The sequence below is a fragment of the Pseudomonas viridiflava genome (genome assembly GCF_900184295.1).
Taxonomy (GTDB): Bacteria; Pseudomonadota; Gammaproteobacteria; order Pseudomonadales; family Pseudomonadaceae; genus Aquipseudomonas; species Aquipseudomonas viridiflava.
This window is the reverse complement of record NZ_LT855380.1, coordinates 1367024-1383944: the sequence shown is the minus strand read 5'-3', so window position 1 is coordinate 1383944 and position 16921 is coordinate 1367024. Positions and strand designations below refer to the sequence as shown.

At 61.3% G+C, this 16921-nt stretch carries 14 protein-coding genes; 2 read left to right on the top strand and 12 right to left on the bottom strand.

What is annotated here, in order from left to right; all coding sequences use genetic code 11:
* Nucleotides 1–47 precede the first annotated feature (47 nt).
* From CFBP1590_RS06540 to CFBP1590_RS06505, 8 genes are all read right to left on the bottom strand, one after another.
* The gene (locus CFBP1590_RS06540; protein WP_029241566.1) at nucleotides 48–1244 is read right to left on the bottom strand and encodes an ABC transporter substrate-binding protein; all 1197 of its coding nucleotides are present in this window, start codon (nucleotides 1242–1244) and stop codon (nucleotides 48–50) included.
* On the bottom strand, nucleotides 1241–2260 hold the full coding sequence (locus tag CFBP1590_RS06535) for a CobW family GTP-binding protein (RefSeq protein ID WP_088234693.1): 1020 nt from the start codon (nucleotides 2258–2260) through the stop codon (nucleotides 1241–1243). The genes CFBP1590_RS06540 and CFBP1590_RS06535 overlap by 4 nt, the downstream gene beginning before the upstream one ends.
* Entirely contained in the window at nucleotides 2257–2556 is a 300-nt protein-coding gene (locus CFBP1590_RS06530) for a hypothetical protein (protein WP_088234692.1), read from the bottom strand. Before CFBP1590_RS06530 ends, CFBP1590_RS06535 begins: the two co-directional genes overlap by 4 nt.
* A gap of 22 nt (nucleotides 2557–2578) precedes the next feature.
* On the bottom strand, nucleotides 2579–3328 hold the full coding sequence (locus CFBP1590_RS06525) for an SDR family NAD(P)-dependent oxidoreductase (protein ID WP_088234691.1): 750 nt from the start codon (nucleotides 3326–3328) through the stop codon (nucleotides 2579–2581).
* Between the two features lie 385 nt (nucleotides 3329–3713).
* Nucleotides 3714–4475: an SDR family NAD(P)-dependent oxidoreductase gene (locus CFBP1590_RS06520; RefSeq protein WP_088234690.1), complete on the bottom strand. Its 762-nt coding sequence runs from the start codon at nucleotides 4473–4475 to the stop codon at nucleotides 3714–3716.
* 10 nt (nucleotides 4476–4485) lie between these two features.
* Nucleotides 4486–5826 carry an MFS transporter gene (locus CFBP1590_RS06515; RefSeq protein ID WP_004881824.1) on the bottom strand — a complete coding sequence of 447 codons (1341 nt, stop codon included), beginning with the start codon at nucleotides 5824–5826 and terminating at the stop codon, nucleotides 4486–4488.
* Nucleotides 5827–5853: 27 nt separating this feature from the next.
* A complete protein-coding gene (locus CFBP1590_RS06510; protein ID WP_004881821.1) occupies nucleotides 5854–6735 on the bottom strand; it encodes a polysaccharide deacetylase family protein in 882 nt (293 codons plus the stop codon).
* 87 nt (nucleotides 6736–6822) lie between these two features.
* Nucleotides 6823–8202 (bottom strand): amidase, encoded by a 1380-nt coding sequence (locus tag CFBP1590_RS06505; protein ID WP_374729016.1) that lies wholly within the window; start codon nucleotides 8200–8202, stop codon nucleotides 6823–6825.
* A 344-nt stretch (nucleotides 8203–8546) separates the two neighbouring features.
* On the opposite strand from CFBP1590_RS06505, the gene CFBP1590_RS06500 reads away from it, so the two are divergent.
* Nucleotides 8547–9539 (top strand): GntR family transcriptional regulator, encoded by a 993-nt coding sequence (locus CFBP1590_RS06500; protein ID WP_167383079.1) that lies wholly within the window; start codon nucleotides 8547–8549, stop codon nucleotides 9537–9539.
* A gap of 419 nt (nucleotides 9540–9958) precedes the next feature.
* Here CFBP1590_RS06500 and CFBP1590_RS06495 read toward each other — a convergent pair whose 3' ends face one another.
* The 4 genes from CFBP1590_RS06495 to CFBP1590_RS06480 are packed head-to-tail and all read right to left on the bottom strand — an operon-like array spanning nucleotide 9959 to nucleotide 14276.
* Nucleotides 9959–10381, bottom strand: a complete 423-nt coding sequence (locus tag CFBP1590_RS06495) for a group I truncated hemoglobin (RefSeq protein ID WP_029243173.1) — start codon at nucleotides 10379–10381, stop codon at nucleotides 9959–9961.
* A complete protein-coding gene (locus tag CFBP1590_RS06490; RefSeq protein ID WP_029243174.1) occupies nucleotides 10381–11244 on the bottom strand; it encodes a DUF3034 family protein in 864 nt (287 codons plus the stop codon). The genes CFBP1590_RS06495 and CFBP1590_RS06490 overlap by 1 nt, the downstream gene beginning before the upstream one ends.
* 3 nt (nucleotides 11245–11247) lie before the next feature.
* Complete coding sequence (locus CFBP1590_RS06485; RefSeq protein WP_029243175.1) at nucleotides 11248–13602, bottom strand: bifunctional diguanylate cyclase/phosphodiesterase; 2355 nt, start codon at nucleotides 13600–13602, stop codon at nucleotides 11248–11250.
* Nucleotides 13599–14276, bottom strand: a complete 678-nt coding sequence (locus CFBP1590_RS06480; protein WP_029243176.1) for a methylamine utilization protein — start codon at nucleotides 14274–14276, stop codon at nucleotides 13599–13601. The genes CFBP1590_RS06485 and CFBP1590_RS06480 overlap by 4 nt, the downstream gene beginning before the upstream one ends.
* Nucleotides 14277–14459: 183 nt before the next feature.
* Between CFBP1590_RS06480 and lon the strand changes: the two genes are divergently transcribed.
* Nucleotides 14460–16877 carry an endopeptidase La gene (lon, locus tag CFBP1590_RS06475; protein ID WP_004881807.1) on the top strand — a complete coding sequence of 806 codons (2418 nt, stop codon included), beginning with the start codon at nucleotides 14460–14462 and terminating at the stop codon, nucleotides 16875–16877.
* The last annotated feature ends 44 nt before the right edge of the window (nucleotides 16878–16921 follow it).

Sequence of the window (16921 nt, the reverse complement as noted above, 5' to 3'; positions counted from 1 at the left end):
CTCAGTCTGTGCCATTTGTGACGCGGAGCAATGGGCACTGCCCGTGTCTAACGTACTTTCCCACCCGCTTTGCCACCCGCGCGCAGGATGTCGCTCCAGCGCCGAACGAGGTAGTTGTGCTCGTTCATGACCGAATTCCACACGGCGATGTGGCCCATGCGTTCTTCGTACGAGCCGCCGTCGCGCACTTCCCCGGCATCGATCAGCGGCAGACCGTCACTGCCCAGCAGTTGCTCGCGCGCAGGCAGACCAGCGTACCAATAGTCCCATTCCGCAGCGCTCAAGTGATCGCGGCTGCGGGCCGGGTTGCCGATGTAGTAACCCTGACGCGCCATCACCGCGCCCGGCCAGCCGGACAGCCACCAGTTCAGATATGCATAAGCCGCATCTAGCACCGGGCCCTTGGCGTGGCGCGACAGGGACAGCCCGCCGAACCAGCCGCGATAGCCTTCCTTGGGCACCGCAACACGATATTTCACACCTGCTCGATGCAGCCGAACCAGCGTCGGCGACCACAAGCTCTGAATATCGATGGTCGGACTGAGCATCAATTCCGCTGCTTCCTCGTCGTCCGACCAGAACGCACCGAAATGCCCCTGTTGCTGTTTACGCACCAGCACGTCGGCGAGCAGGTCGATTTCCTCGATGCACATGTTGCCGATGTCCTTGAACTGCGCCAGTCCCGCGCCCTGCACCGCCAGCGCGGCGTCGAGGGCACCAATGGCGGCATCGCTCTGCAACGCAATACGTCCACTCCAGACCGGATCAAGCAGCCAACCCCAGCTTTCATCGGACGGGTTCAGGCTGTCCGGCAGGCGTTCCGGGCGATAGGCAAAACTGTCAGCGTTGTGGGTCAGCGGCAGCATGCTGATGCGCTCGGTGACCGCGCTGCCCAGGCTGCCGTCGTGCTGCACGAACAGACGCTCGCTGGGCACACTGCCGCTGCCGGGTTGGTCAGTGGGTCTCAGGCGCCCGCGCTTGGGCAGATCGTTGATCTCGTGCCACAGCGCAATGCGCCGCGTATCGATAGGCTGAATCGCCCGCGCCGGCCAGACAAAATCGACGTTGTGAAACCATTGGTCATAAAGGTCGTAACTGTCCGGCTGCATGACCGCGATGCGTTGCGCGGTCTGCACGTCGTGGATCTGATAGACCAGTTTGATGCCCAGGTCCTGTTCGGCGCGTTCCCGCAGAGACTCAAGCAACGTGACGGAGGTACCCAGCACACGCAACGTGATGGTCATGCAGCGGTCTCGCTTTGAGCCGAGGCCACGGGCGGCGCGAAGCTGGCGGCGAACACGTCGAACGAGCGTCGCAGCAATTCAGGGTCGAGGCCGCGCAGAATGAACACCAGACGCGAGGTGCGATCATCACCCGGCCAGGCTGCAAGGTGGACGGGCGCATGCAGGCAATGCTGCACACCATGGATCACGACAGGGGCCTGATTGGCATTCACGTTGAGCAGTCCTTTGACACGCAGGATTCGTTCGCCGTGGCATCTTAACAGCATCGATAACCACACCCCGAACCCGACCCAGTCCAGCGGCCGCTCGAAGGTCAGGCAACAGACCTGTGCGTCGCCATGCCGGGGCAATGTGGATTGCGGACGATGCAATTGCCAGCGGGTCACTTCCTGAGCGGGTTCCGCACTGCGTACGCCCTGCCCCAGCAGCAACTGATCGCCGCTGTGAACCTCTGCGGTGTCCAGCAAGGGTGCGGAGAAATTGAGCGCCTGCAGATGCAGCCGCAGTGCATCGAGAGCAGGCTCATCGACCAGATCGGTCTTGCTCAGCAGCAGCCTGTCAGCGGCGGCGACCTGAGCCAGCCATTCTGGGTGCAGACGCTCCTGCAGCGCGGCATGGCAGGCATCGACCAGCGTGACGATCAGCCCTACATGAAAGCGCCCGCGCAGTTGCGGGTCATGACTCAGCGTGGCGAGGATAGGCGCAGGGTCGGCAAGACCGGTGGTTTCCAGAATCACCCGACGAAACGCCGGGATTTCACCGCGACTGCGGCGCTCCAGCAGACTGAGCAACGCGTCTTTCAGCTCGCCGCGAATCGAGCAGCAGACACAGCCGCTGGGCAGCAGAACGGTATCTGGCGCCACTTCTTCGACCAGCAGGTGATCGATACCTACGTCACCGAACTCGTTGATCAGCAGCGCGGTGTCCCCCATGTCCTCATCCGCCAGCAGGCGCTTGAGCAATGTGGTTTTGCCGCTGCCCAGAAAGCCGGTGATCACGTTCAGCGCAATGCTCATGACGACCTCTGCAAATGTTCAAGCAAACGGAAATCGAGCGGGTCCAGCGGTCGGCCGATCAGCAGTTCGGCCTTCTGCCACAACTGATCAAGGCCGCTCGCCAGTTCCTGTTTGCCGGTAGCGCCCAGCAGCAGATAGGAAACGCCCTGAAAGTCCTCGACCTTCAAGCGAAACGGCGCCACCACCTTGTTGATGGCCGCAATGCGCCGCAAGCGCTCACGCCGCCTCGGCAGCTCGCCACTCAGCGGATCGCTCCAGTGAACATCTTCGCCCAACAGCCCGCACAGTCCACACATGATCAGTCCTCGCTCAAGTGCATCACGGCATCACATCGCCGGAGTTCGGCCCCAGTGTCTGGCCCACGAACAGATTGCCGCCCGGCTCACTGCCGAGCAGCACAGCGACCGGCGCGACTTCCTCTGCCAACCCGAAACGGCCCAATGGCAGCTCGGCCGCCTTGGCGGTTTTCCAGGCGCTGCTGATGCCTGCAACCAATGGCGTTTCGATGGGGCCAGGCGCGATGGCGTTGACCAGCACGTTGTCCTTGGCCACTTCCAGCGCCAGTGATTTGGTGAAGCCGATCACGCCAGCCTTGGCAGCGGAGTAGTGGGTCAGCTCGGCGCCGCCCTTGATGCCGAGCTGCGAGGCGACGTTGATGATCCGTCCCCAGCTTTGCGCCAGCATATGCGGCAAGGCGCGCTGGCTGGCAACGAACACGCTGGTGAGGTCGACGCGCAGCATGTCGTTCCACATCTCGATGCTCAGATCGACGCAGCGCGCCTGGGTCAGCATGCCTGCGTTATTGACCAGAATGTCGATGCCGCCGAACTGCTCGACGCATGCATCGACACCGGCCTGCGCGCCTTCGACTGTGCCGACGTCAGCCACGCAGGCGTACACCTGCGCGCCGAGCTGGCGGCACTCTTCGGCGACCTTGGTCAGGTTGGTCGGATCACGGTCGCCCAGTACCAGCTGTGCGCCTTCAACGGCGTAGGCCCGCGCGATAGCAGCGCCGATGCCGCTGCCTGCGCCGGTGATCACGGCGCGTTTGTCTTTGAGTTGCTGCATGGTGAATTCCTTGTTACGGGTAGCCGGGAAAATCCATAGCGCCTGATTACGTAAGCTGATCATGCCCATGCTCCGCGCTCAGCGTTATACACAAATCCGCCTCGCCACTGATCGTGCCCATCGCTCCGCGTGGGCATGCCTCCCGTGACGCTCCGCGTCACAAATGGCACAGATTGCGGATTCAGTGAGCCAAGCGCATGACGTGGATAACGCTGGAGCTTGGCCGCGCATCTGCGCCACATTCAAGAGCGGACGCGGAGCGTCCTGGGAGGCATTCCCACGCGGAGCGTAGGAACGATCATTAAAACGCATCGCCGGCAAGCCGCCTCCCACACTTTGATCGTGCCCGTCGCTCCGTTCAGGCACGGTCATGACCTGCGTCATCTCACTCCGGCCAGCGCACGGTCAGGCCGCCGTCGATCACGATGCTCTGCCCGGTCAGGTAGCTGGCTTCGTCACTGCACAGAAAACGCACCAGCGATGCCACTTCATCCGCCCGGCCGACACGCCCCAGCGGGATCGCTTTGGCGGCCTGTTTCAGCCCTTCCGGGCCCAGCGAGTTCTTGCTGTCCAGCGACTGCGGTGTTTCGATCAAGCCCGGAATCACCGCGTTGCAACGAATGCCTTTCGGCGCCAGCTCCACGGCCAGCGAACGACACAGTCCCGGCACACCCGCTTTGGCCGCAGCATAATGCGAGTGGTCCTGCCAGCCATACACACCACCGGCAATCGACGAGATCGCCACCAGCGCACCGCCCTTGCCCATATGCCGGGCAGCGGCGCGAAAGGTGCGCATCACGCCGGTCAGGTCCACGTCGAGCATTTCATTCCAGCGCGCGTCGGTCATTTCCAGCAGCGGTGCGCGACGCAACAGGCCTGCGTTGGCGACTGCATAATCGATTCGGCCAAAGGCTTGCAAAGCCTGACTGGCCAGATTGTCCACCGATTCGGTACTGGCAACATCCAGTGGCAGCATCAGGCATTCGCCGCCCGCCTCTTCCACCAGACGACGGGTTTCATCCGGGTCGTGCGGGTCGGCCGGGTAAAACCCGCCCGCCACCGCCACACCCTGCCGGGCAAACGCTACGGCCAAGGCCTGACCGATGCCGCTGGCGGCACCGGTGACCAGTGCAACTTTACGAGTCATGGGCAATTCCTCACTTAACGGTTTCAGGACGCACGTGACGGGCCGCGAACATCAACGCACCGGACAGGAAGCAAGGCAGCGCGCCGAAGTACAGCGCCGAGGTCTGCCAGTCGCCGCCTGCGCTCAGCACGGACGTCGCGCCGAAACCCGCCACGACGGCGCCGAGAGGTCCCATGGCATGAATGATCGCGCCGCCGGTGGCGCGGATGCTTGTAGGGAAACTTTCACTGATGAAGAACAGTGCCGCCGAGTACGGGCCGATCAGGAAGAACAGGCCCAGGCTGTACAGCCCGACGACCATCGGCATGTTGCTTGGTCCATAGAGCATGCCCGCAAACGCCAGACCACCGAGCATCCAGCCCAGGCCGATCACGTTGCGACGGCCGATCTTGTCACCCATCCAGCCGTGGCTCAGGTAGCCGCAGTAACCGACCAGGTTGGACAGCACCAGAATGATCAGCGAGTTCTCGAACGAGATGTGGTGGACGCTGACGATCACTGTTGTGCCCAGCACGCTGAATACCTGAATCGCCGCCCAGTTGAGCAGAATGGCTGCGCCGATCACCAGCGTTGCGCGCAACGACGTGCCGCGAAACGCAGCACCTAGGCCTGCCTTACTGTGTTCGTCGTAATCGACGCCATAGGTGTGAGCCACGGCCTGTGCCTGGCTGACGTCACCCTTTTTGCGCAGTTGCGTGATGCGCTGGTGGATCTGGAACTGCGGGCTCTCCTTGAGCTTACGCGCCATGATCGCAATGATGATGGCTGGAATCGCCGCAAACACGAAGCAGCCCTGCCATCCGATGATCGGCAGCAGAACCGCCGTCAGGCCCGCTGCGATCAACGCGCCGACCGGCCAGCCGCCCTGCACCAGGCTGTAGATGAAGCCGCGGCGCTTGGCCAGACGCGGGTCATCCGACGCCGCATAGATTTCACTCAGGTAGGTCGCGTTGACCGTCTCTTCCGCATAGCCCAGACCGCCCAGCGAACGGATCAGGATCAGCGGCGACTTGCCCCACGACCCACCAATGGCTGTAAGCGCCGAACAGATGGCCGATCCACTTACGGTAAACATGATGCCAACCCGACGTCCCAGGCGATCCACCAGCGGCCCGATGGCCAGTGCCACCACCGCCGTACCGACCGCAACCCAAGTCGCGATTTCGGCCTGCTCCACTTCACTCCAGGAAAAGTGCCGCCCGATCTCGGGCAGCAGGGTTCCGAACAGAATGAAGTCGTATACCGCAAACACCCACGCAAAAAAGGCTATCCATGTGGCGAAGCGAACTTGCTCCGGCGTCAACTGCTCTGGCTTCCAGCCGGTCAGGTCAAGCTTGTTGTATATGGACATGAGTGATGCCTCGGACAGGGCTATGAATCAACGGTTACGTGGGTTGCGACGCACGAAGTCGTCGGCGATCTCGTCGAAGGTGACGAATTTGACGCCCGCGTGGCTCTGGATGTGCTCGATCAGGCGCTCAAGCATCAGCAGCACCTGGGGGCGTCCGGAAACATCGGGGTGAATGGTCATGGTGAACACCGCGTGTTCGTGCTCGCGGTACACCCAATCGAACTGGTCGCGCCACATTTCTTCCAGGTGGCGCGGGTTGACGAAGCCATGGCTGTTCGGCGCTTTCTTGATGAACATCATCGGCGGCAGGTCATCCAGGTACCAGTTGGCCGGGATCTCCACCAGATCGGTTTCTTCACCGCGCACCAGGGGTTTCATCCAGGTGTCGGGGTGCTGGCTGTAATCGATCTTGGTCCACTTGTCACCCACGCGAACGTAGTACGGGTGGAAGTCGTTGTGCATCAGGCTGTGGTCGTACTTGATGCCTTTCTTGAGCAGCAGCTCGTTGGTGACATTGCTGAATTCCCACCACGGCGCGACATAGCCGGTCGGGCGTTTGCCGGTGACTTGCATGATCAGGTCGATGGACTTGTCGAGGACGATTTCTTCCTGCTCCGGCGTCATCGCAATCGGGTTCTCATGGCTGTAGCCGTGCACGCCGATTTCATGCCCCGCATCGGCCACCGCCTTCATCTGCTCGGGGAAGGTTTCCATGGAGTGACCGGGAATGAACCAGGTCGTGCGCAGCCCGTAACGCTCGAACAGCTTGAGCAGGCGTGGCGCGCCGACTTCGCCTGCGAACAGACCGCGCGAGATATCGTCCGGTGAATCTTCACCGCCATAAGAGCCCAGCCAGCCCGCGACAGCATCCACATCGACACCAAACGCACACAGAATTTCTTTAGCCATTGTTGTTTCTCCTGCTGGTTGATCGGACCGGTTCACCGCATCAGGCAAGGGCGCCGGTCAGTCGTTGATAGGGTGTTCAAGGGGTGTTCATGAGCGTTGCAAGAGCGCTTCCACCGCCAGTGCCGCGCGCAACAGCCGGGCGTCCTCACCGGCTGGCGCGCTGAGCAACAGCCCGGTGGGCAGGCCGCTGGCATCGAAGCCGCTGGGCAGCGAAACGCCGGGCATGTTGAGCAGACTGCCCGGCATGGTCAGGCGCAGCGTCGCAAGGTTGGTCTGGATGAACAGCTCGTCGTCGGCCAGCAAAGGTGCAAGCGGCGGCGCGACGTGGGCGACACTCGGGGTGATGAGCAGCGCGCCGTCCAGCTCGAGGGTCAGCCGCTCCTGCAAGCGCTCGCGGGCGGCGTACAGGTTGATCAGCAGACTGGCAGGCATGTGCCGGGCCGCTTCAAGGCGCTTGCGCACGCGGGGGTCGAGTTCGCTGGCCGCATCGCTGTCGAGCAACGGCTGATGCAGGGCGAACGCTTCGGCCGCGCCCAGCCAGCCGCTGTGCTGAATCAGGTGCAGGGTGGCTTGAAAGGCTTCGCAAGGACGCATCTCGACCAGCGCACCGGCCATACGCAGCGCCTCGACAGCGCGCAACAGATTGTCGCGTACTGCAGCCTCGACACGCGTGTCATCCAATACCGCCCGATCGACGATGAATCGCTGACCAGCCAGGCTGCGCGGCACGTGCGAGGTCGGTTTGCTGCGTGCGCACAGCAGGTCGTCGATCACCAGCGCATCACGAACGCTTCGGGTCAGCGGCCCGACACTGTCCAGCGTGATTGCCAGCGGAAACACGCCATCGCGGCTGTAGCGGCGACTGGTGCTGCGAAAGCCCACCAGACCGTTGAACGCTGCGGGAATGCGAATCGAGCCTGCGGTGTCAGTACCCATCGCGATCGGCACGATGCCCGCTGCGACAGCAACCCCAGAGCCTGAAGACGAGCCACCAGGAATCCGTGGCGAATCATCGCTGAGCGGATTGACCGGCGTACCGAAATGCGGATTGAGGCCGAGCCCGGAATAGGCGAACTCGCTGAGGTTGGTCTTGCCCACACTGACCATGCCGGAGCGGGCCAGCAGCCCGACGCTCGGCGCATCCAGGCAAGCGGCGCTGACCTGCCGGCGGGTCGCGGAACCGGCGGTGGTCACGGAACCCGCCACATCGAACAGATCCTTCCACGCCAGCGGAACACCATCGAACGGACCAAGCGGCTGGCCCTGCCTCCAGCGGGCGGCCGACGCTTCGGCCTCGCGACGGGCGCGCTCTTCGCTCATGGAAATGAAGACGTGATCAACCTGACCGGCTCGATGCAGCGCCTGCTCCAGAGCCTGAACGGGATCGGTACGGCCCTGAGCGAAATCATCAGCCAGTGCGCAGGCATCGAAGGTGATTGCGGAAGCCGCAGTGTCCATCATCGACATAACAGACCTTTAAAAATGTACTTATTAATAAAATGTACATTTAACAAAGGCAGAATCCATGCCAATCTCGTGCTCGTGGCTCTCTGGAGCAATGGCGTCTGATGCCTGAATGCCCCGAGACAGCTGGATTAGAAACCTTTCATGGGCGGGACGAACGTTGAATGGGCGGGACGCAGGACGTTTGGTCGGCTGTCACAATGAAATAATGTATCTTTTATAAAAGATACATTTTAGTGCAGATAGGTAACGGTGGCCCCATGAGTGAGCGTCCGAATGTACCTCAAGGTGACAGTCACGCATCTGTGCGAGAATTGTTCGTCAGCCGTCAGAAGTGTAAGAAAACGATGTCAGATGAGGACCCGCGCACCGCCTCGCGCTACGCCACCATCCGTGAAGTGTTACGCAACGCCATCCTCACGGGTGCGGTCGCCAATGGACTGGTACTGCTTGAAGCACCGTTGGCTGAACTGTTCGGCACCAGCCGCGTGCCAGTGCGCAAGGCGCTTAACCTGCTGCACGACGAAGGACTGATCAGCCGGTTCGATGGACGCGGTTATCTGGTCAACCCCGAGGGCGGTATAGTCGAGCCCTTGCGTCTGAGCCTGAGCCACAAACAGTTCGGGCTGGACAGCAGCGAAGAGCTGGTCGACACCCGGCCGCTGGGCGAGCGCATTCATGACGAGATCGGCGCGGCACTGTCGGCGTGTATCGCTTTTGGTCATTACCGTCTGGATGAACAGAGCGCGGCCGAGCATTTCGGGGTCAGCCGGGCTGTGGTGCGTGAAGCGCTGATGAGGCTGCGTGATCGCGGGCTGGTGGAAAAGGAACCCTACTCCCAATGGCTGGCCGGCCCCCTGACGGCGCGTGAAGTGACCGACGATTATGAGCTGCGCGCTTGCCTGGAACCCGAAGCCTTGCGCCAGACCGGGCCGCACCTGAGTCGCGAACGCCTGGAAAGTATGCTGGCCAGGGTCATCGCGGCGCAAAACACTGAAAGCTGCAGCCTGGAACAGATCGAGCAGCTGGAAGAGGACCTGCATCAGCAGTGTCTGGCGGGACTCCAGAATCGCAAGATTGCCACCCTGATCAGCCAGGCGCAGAGCCCGATGATCATCAACCGGATCTTTTATCGGCTGCTGGATATCGGCGCCGATGAAGCCATGCTCGCCGAACACCGAATGATTCTCGAACTGCTGCTGCACGGCGCCTTTGACGCCGCCGCGCTGAACCTCAAGGACCACCTGCACCGCGCCAGACAACGCATGCTGCAGCGCTTGAAGGTGTTGTCGGTGCTGCCGGAACAGGAAGTGCCGGGGTATCTGACGCGGTTGAGCTGATCAGCGGCCATTCCGAAAGGTGACTTGAGCAACGCGCCTGGCTCACTGAATCCGCAGTCTGTGCCATGTGTGACGCGGAGCGTCACGGGATGCATGCCCACTTCAGAGCGATGGGCACGATCAGTGTGCTTGAGATCCCTGATCGTTCCCACGCGCCAGCGCTCATCGTTATACACAAATCGACCTGAATGAATGCGGTATCCGAAAGTGGGAGCGGACTTGTCCGCGAATACCATGTTTCAGACGCTGCATCTTCGTCGGCTGCACCTGCTTTCGCGGACAAACGGAACGCCGCCCGGTCCGCTCCTACGACCGGAATCGTGCCCGCTCTAGATGCTCATCGCGACTTGTGTATAACAATGAGCGCTCTGCGTGGTAACGCCGCCCAGGACGCTCCGCGTCCGCTCTCGAATATGACGCTACTTGCGGATCACTTCTCCACGTAAGGCAGCAAGACGTGCGATGAAGCGGTTTTGCACGGGCACCGGGACTTTTTCGGTGTCCATGGCGGCGATCAGGTTTTCGACCAGTGCGTTGAAATCGCTCGGGCTGAGGTTCTGACCCTTGTGGGATTCGGCAAGGCTGTCGCCGTTGTAGGTGCATGGGCCATCGACTATCACGCAGAACTTGTCGACCAGCCGGTCGCGCAGCAAGACGATGTTGACCCGTTTGAAGCGCTCGACGATCCGGTCGTCCTTGGCGGCATTGAGCAGCATACCTTCGACAATCCGCTGGATGCCTGCACGCTGCCCGAGGTCCTGATAAAGGCCGTCATCCTTGACCTGCTGTTGAGCACAGCCGACCATCAAGGCCAGCATCAGACACATCACCAAACGCCTCATCAGAAACTCCCCTGAACGGACAGATAGGTGCCGTTCTGGTTGTCCAGCGTGGCGATTTCACCCAAGCGGGCGTAGGCCAGCACAAAGGACAGATGCTTGTTGGGGAAGTAACCGAGGAACACGTCCGCCCAGTCGCTTTCGCCCGCGAACGAAAGATTGTCGGGCTTCTCGCGGTACTCCACGCCCATGGCCCAGCGCGGGTTGAACAGCACCGCCACCGAGCCTTCCTTGAGCAGGCTGCGCGTGTCACGGCGATCACCGCCGAAACCCAGCAGACCGGTTTCGTTGGCGCGGCTATAGCGCACGCCGCCGTTGACCAGCACGTTGTAGCCGAACGCTGCCCCCATGAACAGACGGCTGGCGGTCAGGTAGCCCTCGACATCGGAGTCACGCTGCGCGCCGACCAGGCTCGGGATCAGAAAATCGTTCTGGTGCTTGTACTGCACGCCCAGCGACACCTGCGGCAGGCTGTCATAGATCAGGTCACCGAACAGTCGCACCTTGACGCCGAACACGTCTTGGCTGAGGTTGTCATCCGGCAGGCTCAGCTTGTGCTGCAGCGGGCTGATGTCGAAGCGCTGGTGCGCGTAGGACAGCTCGACGCGGTTGCCGTAGGCGACGGCAAGGCCCGCCACATCCAGATTGTAATCCGGGAGATTGATGTGCGTGGCAAACGCCGTCGCGCCCCACTCCCCCTGCTCGCTGTAGCCGGTGATCACTGCCCACGGCGTAATGCCGCCGCCCGCACTGCCTTCAATGTTACTGGCACCGCCGGTGGCGATTAGACGACCGTTGTCGGCCAGGACAAGCGGCGTGGCCGCGCCCAGCAGGCAACCCAACAACAGCGATGTTTTGTAGGACATGGTTCAGTTCACCATCAGACCTGGTAATTCACGAGTTTTGACGATCCAGGTCTCGAACGCGGCGGCGGTCAGCGGTCTGCTGATCAGGTAACCCTGCGCAGTGTCGCAATGCCAGCGACGCAGCAGGTCGAGGCTGTGCTGGTATTCCACGCCCTCGGCCACCACTTTGAGACCCAGGTTGTGGCTCATCTCGATGGTGGAACGCACGATCACTGCGTCTTCACTGGTCTCGTCCAGATCGCGCACGAATGACTGGTCGATTTTCAGTTCCTGCACCGGCAGACGCTTGAGGTGCGCCAGCGACGAATAACCGGTACCGAAATCATCGATCGACAGGCTGATGCCGCAATCACGCAGCTTATGCAGCACCACCAGTGCTTTTTCCGGCTGGCTCATGATTGCGCTTTCGGTGATTTCAAACACCAGTTGCTCGGCAGGCACGCCGTACTGTTTGAGCAGACCGACCACAAATCCGGCCAGGTCATCGCCCAACAGGTCATCGGCAGAAATGTTCACCGACACTTGCAGCACCATGCCACGCTTGCGCCACTCGGCCAGTTGGCGCATGGCTTCTTCGATGACCCAGTTGGTCAGCAGATGAATGCTGCCGGTCCGCTCGGCCAGCACGATGAATTCAGCGGGCGAGACATTACCGAACTGCGGATGAGACCAGCGCAGCAAGGCTTCGGCCTGACGCACCGTGCCCTGACGAATATCCAGTTTGGGCTGGTAATGCAGCATCAGCTCGCCGTTTTGCGGCGCCTTGCGCAGATCACGAATCAGGCTGATCTGCCGCTGGTGCGCCAGGTCGCGACCGTCCTGATAGATTTGCAGTCGGCCCGGCAGGAACGCGGCGTCCTTGCGGGCAATGGCCGCGCGGTTGACCAGCTCCTGAGCCGAATTGCCGTTTTCCGGGTAGACCGTGATGCCGATGCAGCACTCAAGCGCGATGTCGTGGTTGTCGATCCGCTGCGGCTCGCTGAACAGCCGTTGCAGGGCATCGCCCGTCGCCACCGCGCCGTCGCTGGTGGTCTGGTCGAGCAACAACAGGAATTCGTTGGCGGACAGCCGCGCGACGGTGTCACCAGCGCGCAATGTGCTTTGCAAGCGCTGGCCCACTTGAAGCAATAGTTGCTCGACACCTTCGGTGCCCGAGCTTTCGTTGATCGCGCTGAGGTTTTCAATGCTCAGGTACAAGAGGGCCACCGGCCGTTCGGCGGCAATGGCGCTGCCCAGTCGCTCCATGACCAGCGCCCGGTTGGGCAGGCCCGTCAGGTTATCGTGCAGCGCGTTGTGCGCCAGTTGCCCTTCACGCACCGCGATACCGTGCTGCATCGTGTTGATGGCATTGGCCAGCATGCCGAGCTCATCTGTACGGGCCATGTTGACTGGTGTCTCGTAATCACCATCTCCGATACGCTTGGCGGCGATGGCCAGCTCACGCACCGGGAGCGAAACGCTACGCGCCAGCGCCAGGGTGCCCAATAGCGAGGCCAACAGTGCCGCCATGGATATCCAGAAAATCTTTTCGTCCAGCGGCGCGAAGGCCTGCAGGGCTTTGTCCAGCGGGCTTTGCAGCAGAGCCAGGACCTGTCCATCGCCACTATTGCCTGTGTTGGCAAGCATCAGGGTCTGACTGAGGAAGTTCAGGTTGGACTGTTCGGTGACGCGCATCTGCCCGCCGGAGGAACTGCGCATCAGCTCAATCAGACCGGGGTGCAGCGCTTCGGGCTGAGTACTGATCAGATTGCCAGCCTTGCCGTCCTCAATGGTCAGAAACGACACTTCCAGACCGCTGAGCGAGCGCAGTTCTTCGGCGATGTCGCTGTCGATGGTGAAACCCATGACCACCCGACCGATCGGTAACGGCGCCAGCACGGTGCTCTCGACCAGCAGATGCGGCGTGCCACCTCCCGGCACGATCAGCACCGACTGGCCGCTGCGTTTGGCGGTACGCAATGCCTGGTCGTAGACGAATTTGGAACCCTCGGGCACATCGGGAACGGTACTGGCGATTACCACACCGTCCATGCCCAGCAAGAACATGTCGCTCGCGTTGATGCGCTTGCCGTGGTTGAGCAGTACCGAACGAATGGTCGAGGAGTCGGAACTGGCGACCGCATCGCGGAACCCGAAGTCGGCAGACAGCAGTTGCACCGCATCGCGCAGGCGCTTGCCGCGCAAATCGATCAGGCGTTCGAAGACCCGGCTACCCACTTCCAGTTGGGCCTGAGCCTGAGTGCGCACTGCATCGCCGGTCGCCACCTTGACCGCGAAATACACCGCGCAGACCACGATCAGCAACAGGGCGATCAAGACCCCGGCGATGCGCGCCTGGAAGCTGACTTTAAGATTCATTCATGGGCTGCCTTGTGGAAAGCGTCACCAAAGCCACCTGTCGCCGGTTTGCTGGGCTTGTCGTCGGCAACGGTTGGCACGACGGGCAGCGTAAAGCGCTGGGTGAAGCCTGCGGCGGGAATGTCGAATTCGCCACCTGACACCGGCTGCATGTCTTCGATCTGCGGATGCCAGAGCGTGGCCTGATAGTGACCGGCCGGCATCTGATCGAGTTTGAGCTGACCATTGCTGTCGGTTACCCCGAACCAGGGGTCGTCAGTGACATAGATGTAGCCGACCATCCAGTCATGAATGTTGCAACCCAGCACCACCACACCCGGCTTGTCGAACAGCAGCGGCTCTGATGGCGTGCCTTCGTAAAGACGCAGTTCGAAGCGCTTGGCCGGAGAAAAGGAGTACACCTGATGGCGGATGTTGTCGCTGTTGGGAAACTTCACCTGCGTGCTGGTGTGAACGGCCAGAACGTGGGGCGCGAATTCCTGATCGCGCTGGTCCATGGACGCCTTGAGCACTGCTGGCGTTGCACTCGGCGGCCCCTTGAGCGTCACGACGGCATCGGCCAGAGGCTTGCCCTGCTTGTCGAGCATTTGCGCCGTGAAGGTCGCGGCCGAAGCATTGGCAGCGGACATCATCCACAGGCCCGCCAGCAATGCTGAGATAAATACGTTGGTCATAACCGAGTCAACCCGCAACGGCAGCGCCGTAAAAAATAAACCAGCCCTGGCGACAACTGAAAGGTCCCGGCGATGCCCGAAACCAAAGGTTTTATCGCCACTATTCAGACTATCGACCAAAGCCATTGAAACCTGAGGATGCCCGCCCCATCTAAGAGCCATGTTCAACTTCTCAGGTGCCCCATGAGCGACCAGCAGACAGACTCGCCAGATTTGCCGAATGATGCAGCCGAGCACGACGTGTCGCTGAGTTCCGACAGCACCTCGCTTGCCCTTCCCGGCCAGAACCTGCCGGACAAGGTTTACATCATCCCGATCCATAACCGCCCGTTCTTCCCGGCTCAGGTCCTGCCGGTCATCGTCAATGAAGAGCCGTGGGCCGAGACTCTCGAGCTGGTCAGCAAGTCCGAGCATCACTCCCTGGCGCTGTTTTTCATGGACACGCCGCAGGAAGATCCGCGCCACTTCGATACCAATGCGCTGCCCGAGTATGGCACTTTGGTAAAAGTTCACCACGCCAGCCGTGAAAATGGACGTTTACAGTTTGTGGCGCAGGGCCTCAGCCGCGTGCGGATCCGCACCTGGCTCAAACATCATCGCCCGCCGTATCTGGTGGAAGTCGAGTACCCGCAGCAGCCGAACGAGCCGACCGATGAGGTCAAGGCCTACGGCATGGCCCTGATCAATGCGATCAAGGAACTCCTGCCGCTCAACCCGCTGTACAGCGAAGAGCTGAAAAATTATCTGAACCGCTTTAGTCCGAACGATCCTTCGCCGCTCACCGACTTCGCTGCGGCGCTGACCTCGGCGACAGGCGTTGAGCTGCAACAGGTACTCGACTGCGTTCCGATGCTCAAGCGCATGGAAAAAGTCCTGCCGATGCTGCGCAAGGAAGTTGAAGTCGCGCGATTGCAGAAAGAAATATCCGCCGAGGTCAATCGCAAGATTGGCGAACACCAGCGTCAGTTCTTTCTCAAGGAACAGCTCAAGGTCATCCAGCAGGAGCTCGGCCTGAGCAAGGACGACCGCAGCGCCGATATCGAGCAGTTCGAGCAGCGTCTGGAAGGCAAGACCCTGACGCCTCAGGCACGCAAGAAGATCGACGAGGAAATCGGCAAGCTCAAGGTGCTGGAAACCGGCTCGCCGGAATACGCCGTGACCCGCAACTACCTGGACTGGGCCAGTTCCCTGCCGTGGGGCGTGTATGGCGCAGACAAACTGGACCTCAAGCATGCGCGCAAGGTGCTCGATCAGCACCATGCCGGACTGGATGACATCAAGGCGCGGATTCTCGAATTCCTTGCTGTTGGTGCTTACAAGGGCGAAATCAGTGGTTCGATCGTTCTGCTGGTCGGCCCGCCCGGTGTGGGCAAGACCAGCGTCGGACGCTCGATTGCAGAGTCGCTGGGGCGTCCGTTCTATCGCCTGAGCGTCGGCGGCATGCGCGACGAAGCGGAGATCAAGGGTCATCGTCGCACCTACATCGGTGCCCAGCCCGGCAAGCTGGTGCAGGCGCTCAAGGATGTAGAGGTAATGAACCCGGTCATCATGCTCGATGAAATCGACAAGATGGGTCAGAGCTATCAGGGCGACCCGGCGTCTGCCCTGTTGGAAACCCTGGACCCGGAACAGAACGTCGAATTCCTCGACCATTATCTGGACCTGCGTCTGGACCTGTCCAAGGTGCTGTTCGTCTGCACCGCCAACACTCTGGACTCGATCCCCGGCCCGTTGCTGGACCGGATGGAAGTGATTCGCCTGTCCGGCTACATCACCGAAGAAAAACTCGCCATCGCAAAGCGCCATCTGTGGCCCAAGCAACTGGCCAAGGCAGGCGTTGCCAAGAACAAGCTGACCATCAGCGACAGCGCACTGCGCGCCGTGATCGAAGGCTATGCCCGCGAGGCCGGTGTACGGCATCTGGAGAAGCAGCTCGGCAAGCTGGTGCGCAAGGCGGTCGTCAAACTGCTGGACGCGCCCGATTCGATCATCAAGATCGGGCCGAAGGATCTGGAAGCATCTCTGGGCATGCCGGTGTTCCGCAGCGAGCAGGTCTTGTCAGGCACAGGCGTCATCACCGGCCTGGCCTGGACCAGCATGGGCGGCGCTACGCTGCCGATCGAAGCAACGCGTATCCACACACTGAACCGCGGCTTCAAGCTGACCGGTCAGTTGGGTGACGTGATGAAAGAGTCGGCGGAAATTGCTTACAGCTATGTCAGTTCCAATCTGTCGAAGTTTGGCGGCGACGCGAAGTTCTTCGATGAAGCTTTCGTGCATTTGCACGTGCCGGAAGGTGCCACGCCGAAGGACGGGCCAAGCGCGGGCGTGACCATGGCCAGCGCCCTGCTGTCCCTGGCGCGTAACCAGCCGCCGAAAAAAGGCGTGGCCATGACGGGTGAACTGACCCTGACCGGGCATGTGCTGCCCATTGGTGGTGTTCGGGAGAAGGTCATCGCGGCGCGCCGTCAGAAGATCAACGAACTGATCCTGCCGGAGCCCAACCGTGGCAACTTCGAGGAACTGCCTGACTACCTGAAGGAAGGCCTGACCGTGCACTTCGCCAAACGCTTTGCCGATGTGGCGAAAGTGTTGTTCTGAGGCGTAATGCCTTCGCTCCGCGTTACGCTCAAGGGCGGACGCGG

Excerpts from the sequence above, each read along its gene's own strand:
- CFBP1590_RS06540 (WP_029241566.1), bottom strand. The coding sequence starts at position 1,244 with ATGACCATCACGTTGCGTGTGCTGGGTACCTCCGTCACGTTGCTTGAG.
- CFBP1590_RS06515 (WP_004881824.1), bottom strand. The coding sequence starts at position 5,826 with ATGTCCATATACAACAAGCTTGACCTGACCGGCTGGAAGCCAGAGCAG.
- CFBP1590_RS06500 (WP_167383079.1), top strand. The coding sequence starts at position 8,547 with ATGTCAGATGAGGACCCGCGCACCGCCTCGCGCTACGCCACCATCCGT.
- CFBP1590_RS06495 (WP_029243173.1), bottom strand. The coding sequence starts at position 10,381 with ATGAGGCGTTTGGTGATGTGTCTGATGCTGGCCTTGATGGTCGGCTGT.
- CFBP1590_RS06525 (WP_088234691.1), bottom strand. The coding sequence starts at position 3,328 with ATGCAGCAACTCAAAGACAAACGCGCCGTGATCACCGGCGCAGGCAGC.
- CFBP1590_RS06505 (WP_374729016.1), bottom strand. The coding sequence starts at position 8,202 with ATGTCGATGATGGACACTGCGGCTTCCGCAATCACCTTCGATGCCTGC.
- CFBP1590_RS06530 (WP_088234692.1), bottom strand. The coding sequence starts at position 2,556 with ATGTGTGGACTGTGCGGGCTGTTGGGCGAAGATGTTCACTGGAGCGAT.
- CFBP1590_RS06510 (WP_004881821.1), bottom strand. The coding sequence starts at position 6,735 with ATGGCTAAAGAAATTCTGTGTGCGTTTGGTGTCGATGTGGATGCTGTC.
- lon (WP_004881807.1), top strand. The coding sequence starts at position 14,460 with ATGAGCGACCAGCAGACAGACTCGCCAGATTTGCCGAATGATGCAGCC.
- CFBP1590_RS06535 (WP_088234693.1), bottom strand. The coding sequence starts at position 2,260 with ATGAGCATTGCGCTGAACGTGATCACCGGCTTTCTGGGCAGCGGCAAA.
- CFBP1590_RS06490 (WP_029243174.1), bottom strand. The coding sequence starts at position 11,244 with ATGTCCTACAAAACATCGCTGTTGTTGGGTTGCCTGCTGGGCGCGGCC.
- CFBP1590_RS06480 (WP_029243176.1), bottom strand. The coding sequence starts at position 14,276 with ATGACCAACGTATTTATCTCAGCATTGCTGGCGGGCCTGTGGATGATG.
- CFBP1590_RS06485 (WP_029243175.1), bottom strand. The coding sequence starts at position 13,602 with ATGAATCTTAAAGTCAGCTTCCAGGCGCGCATCGCCGGGGTCTTGATC.
- CFBP1590_RS06520 (WP_088234690.1), bottom strand. The coding sequence starts at position 4,475 with ATGACTCGTAAAGTTGCACTGGTCACCGGTGCCGCCAGCGGCATCGGT.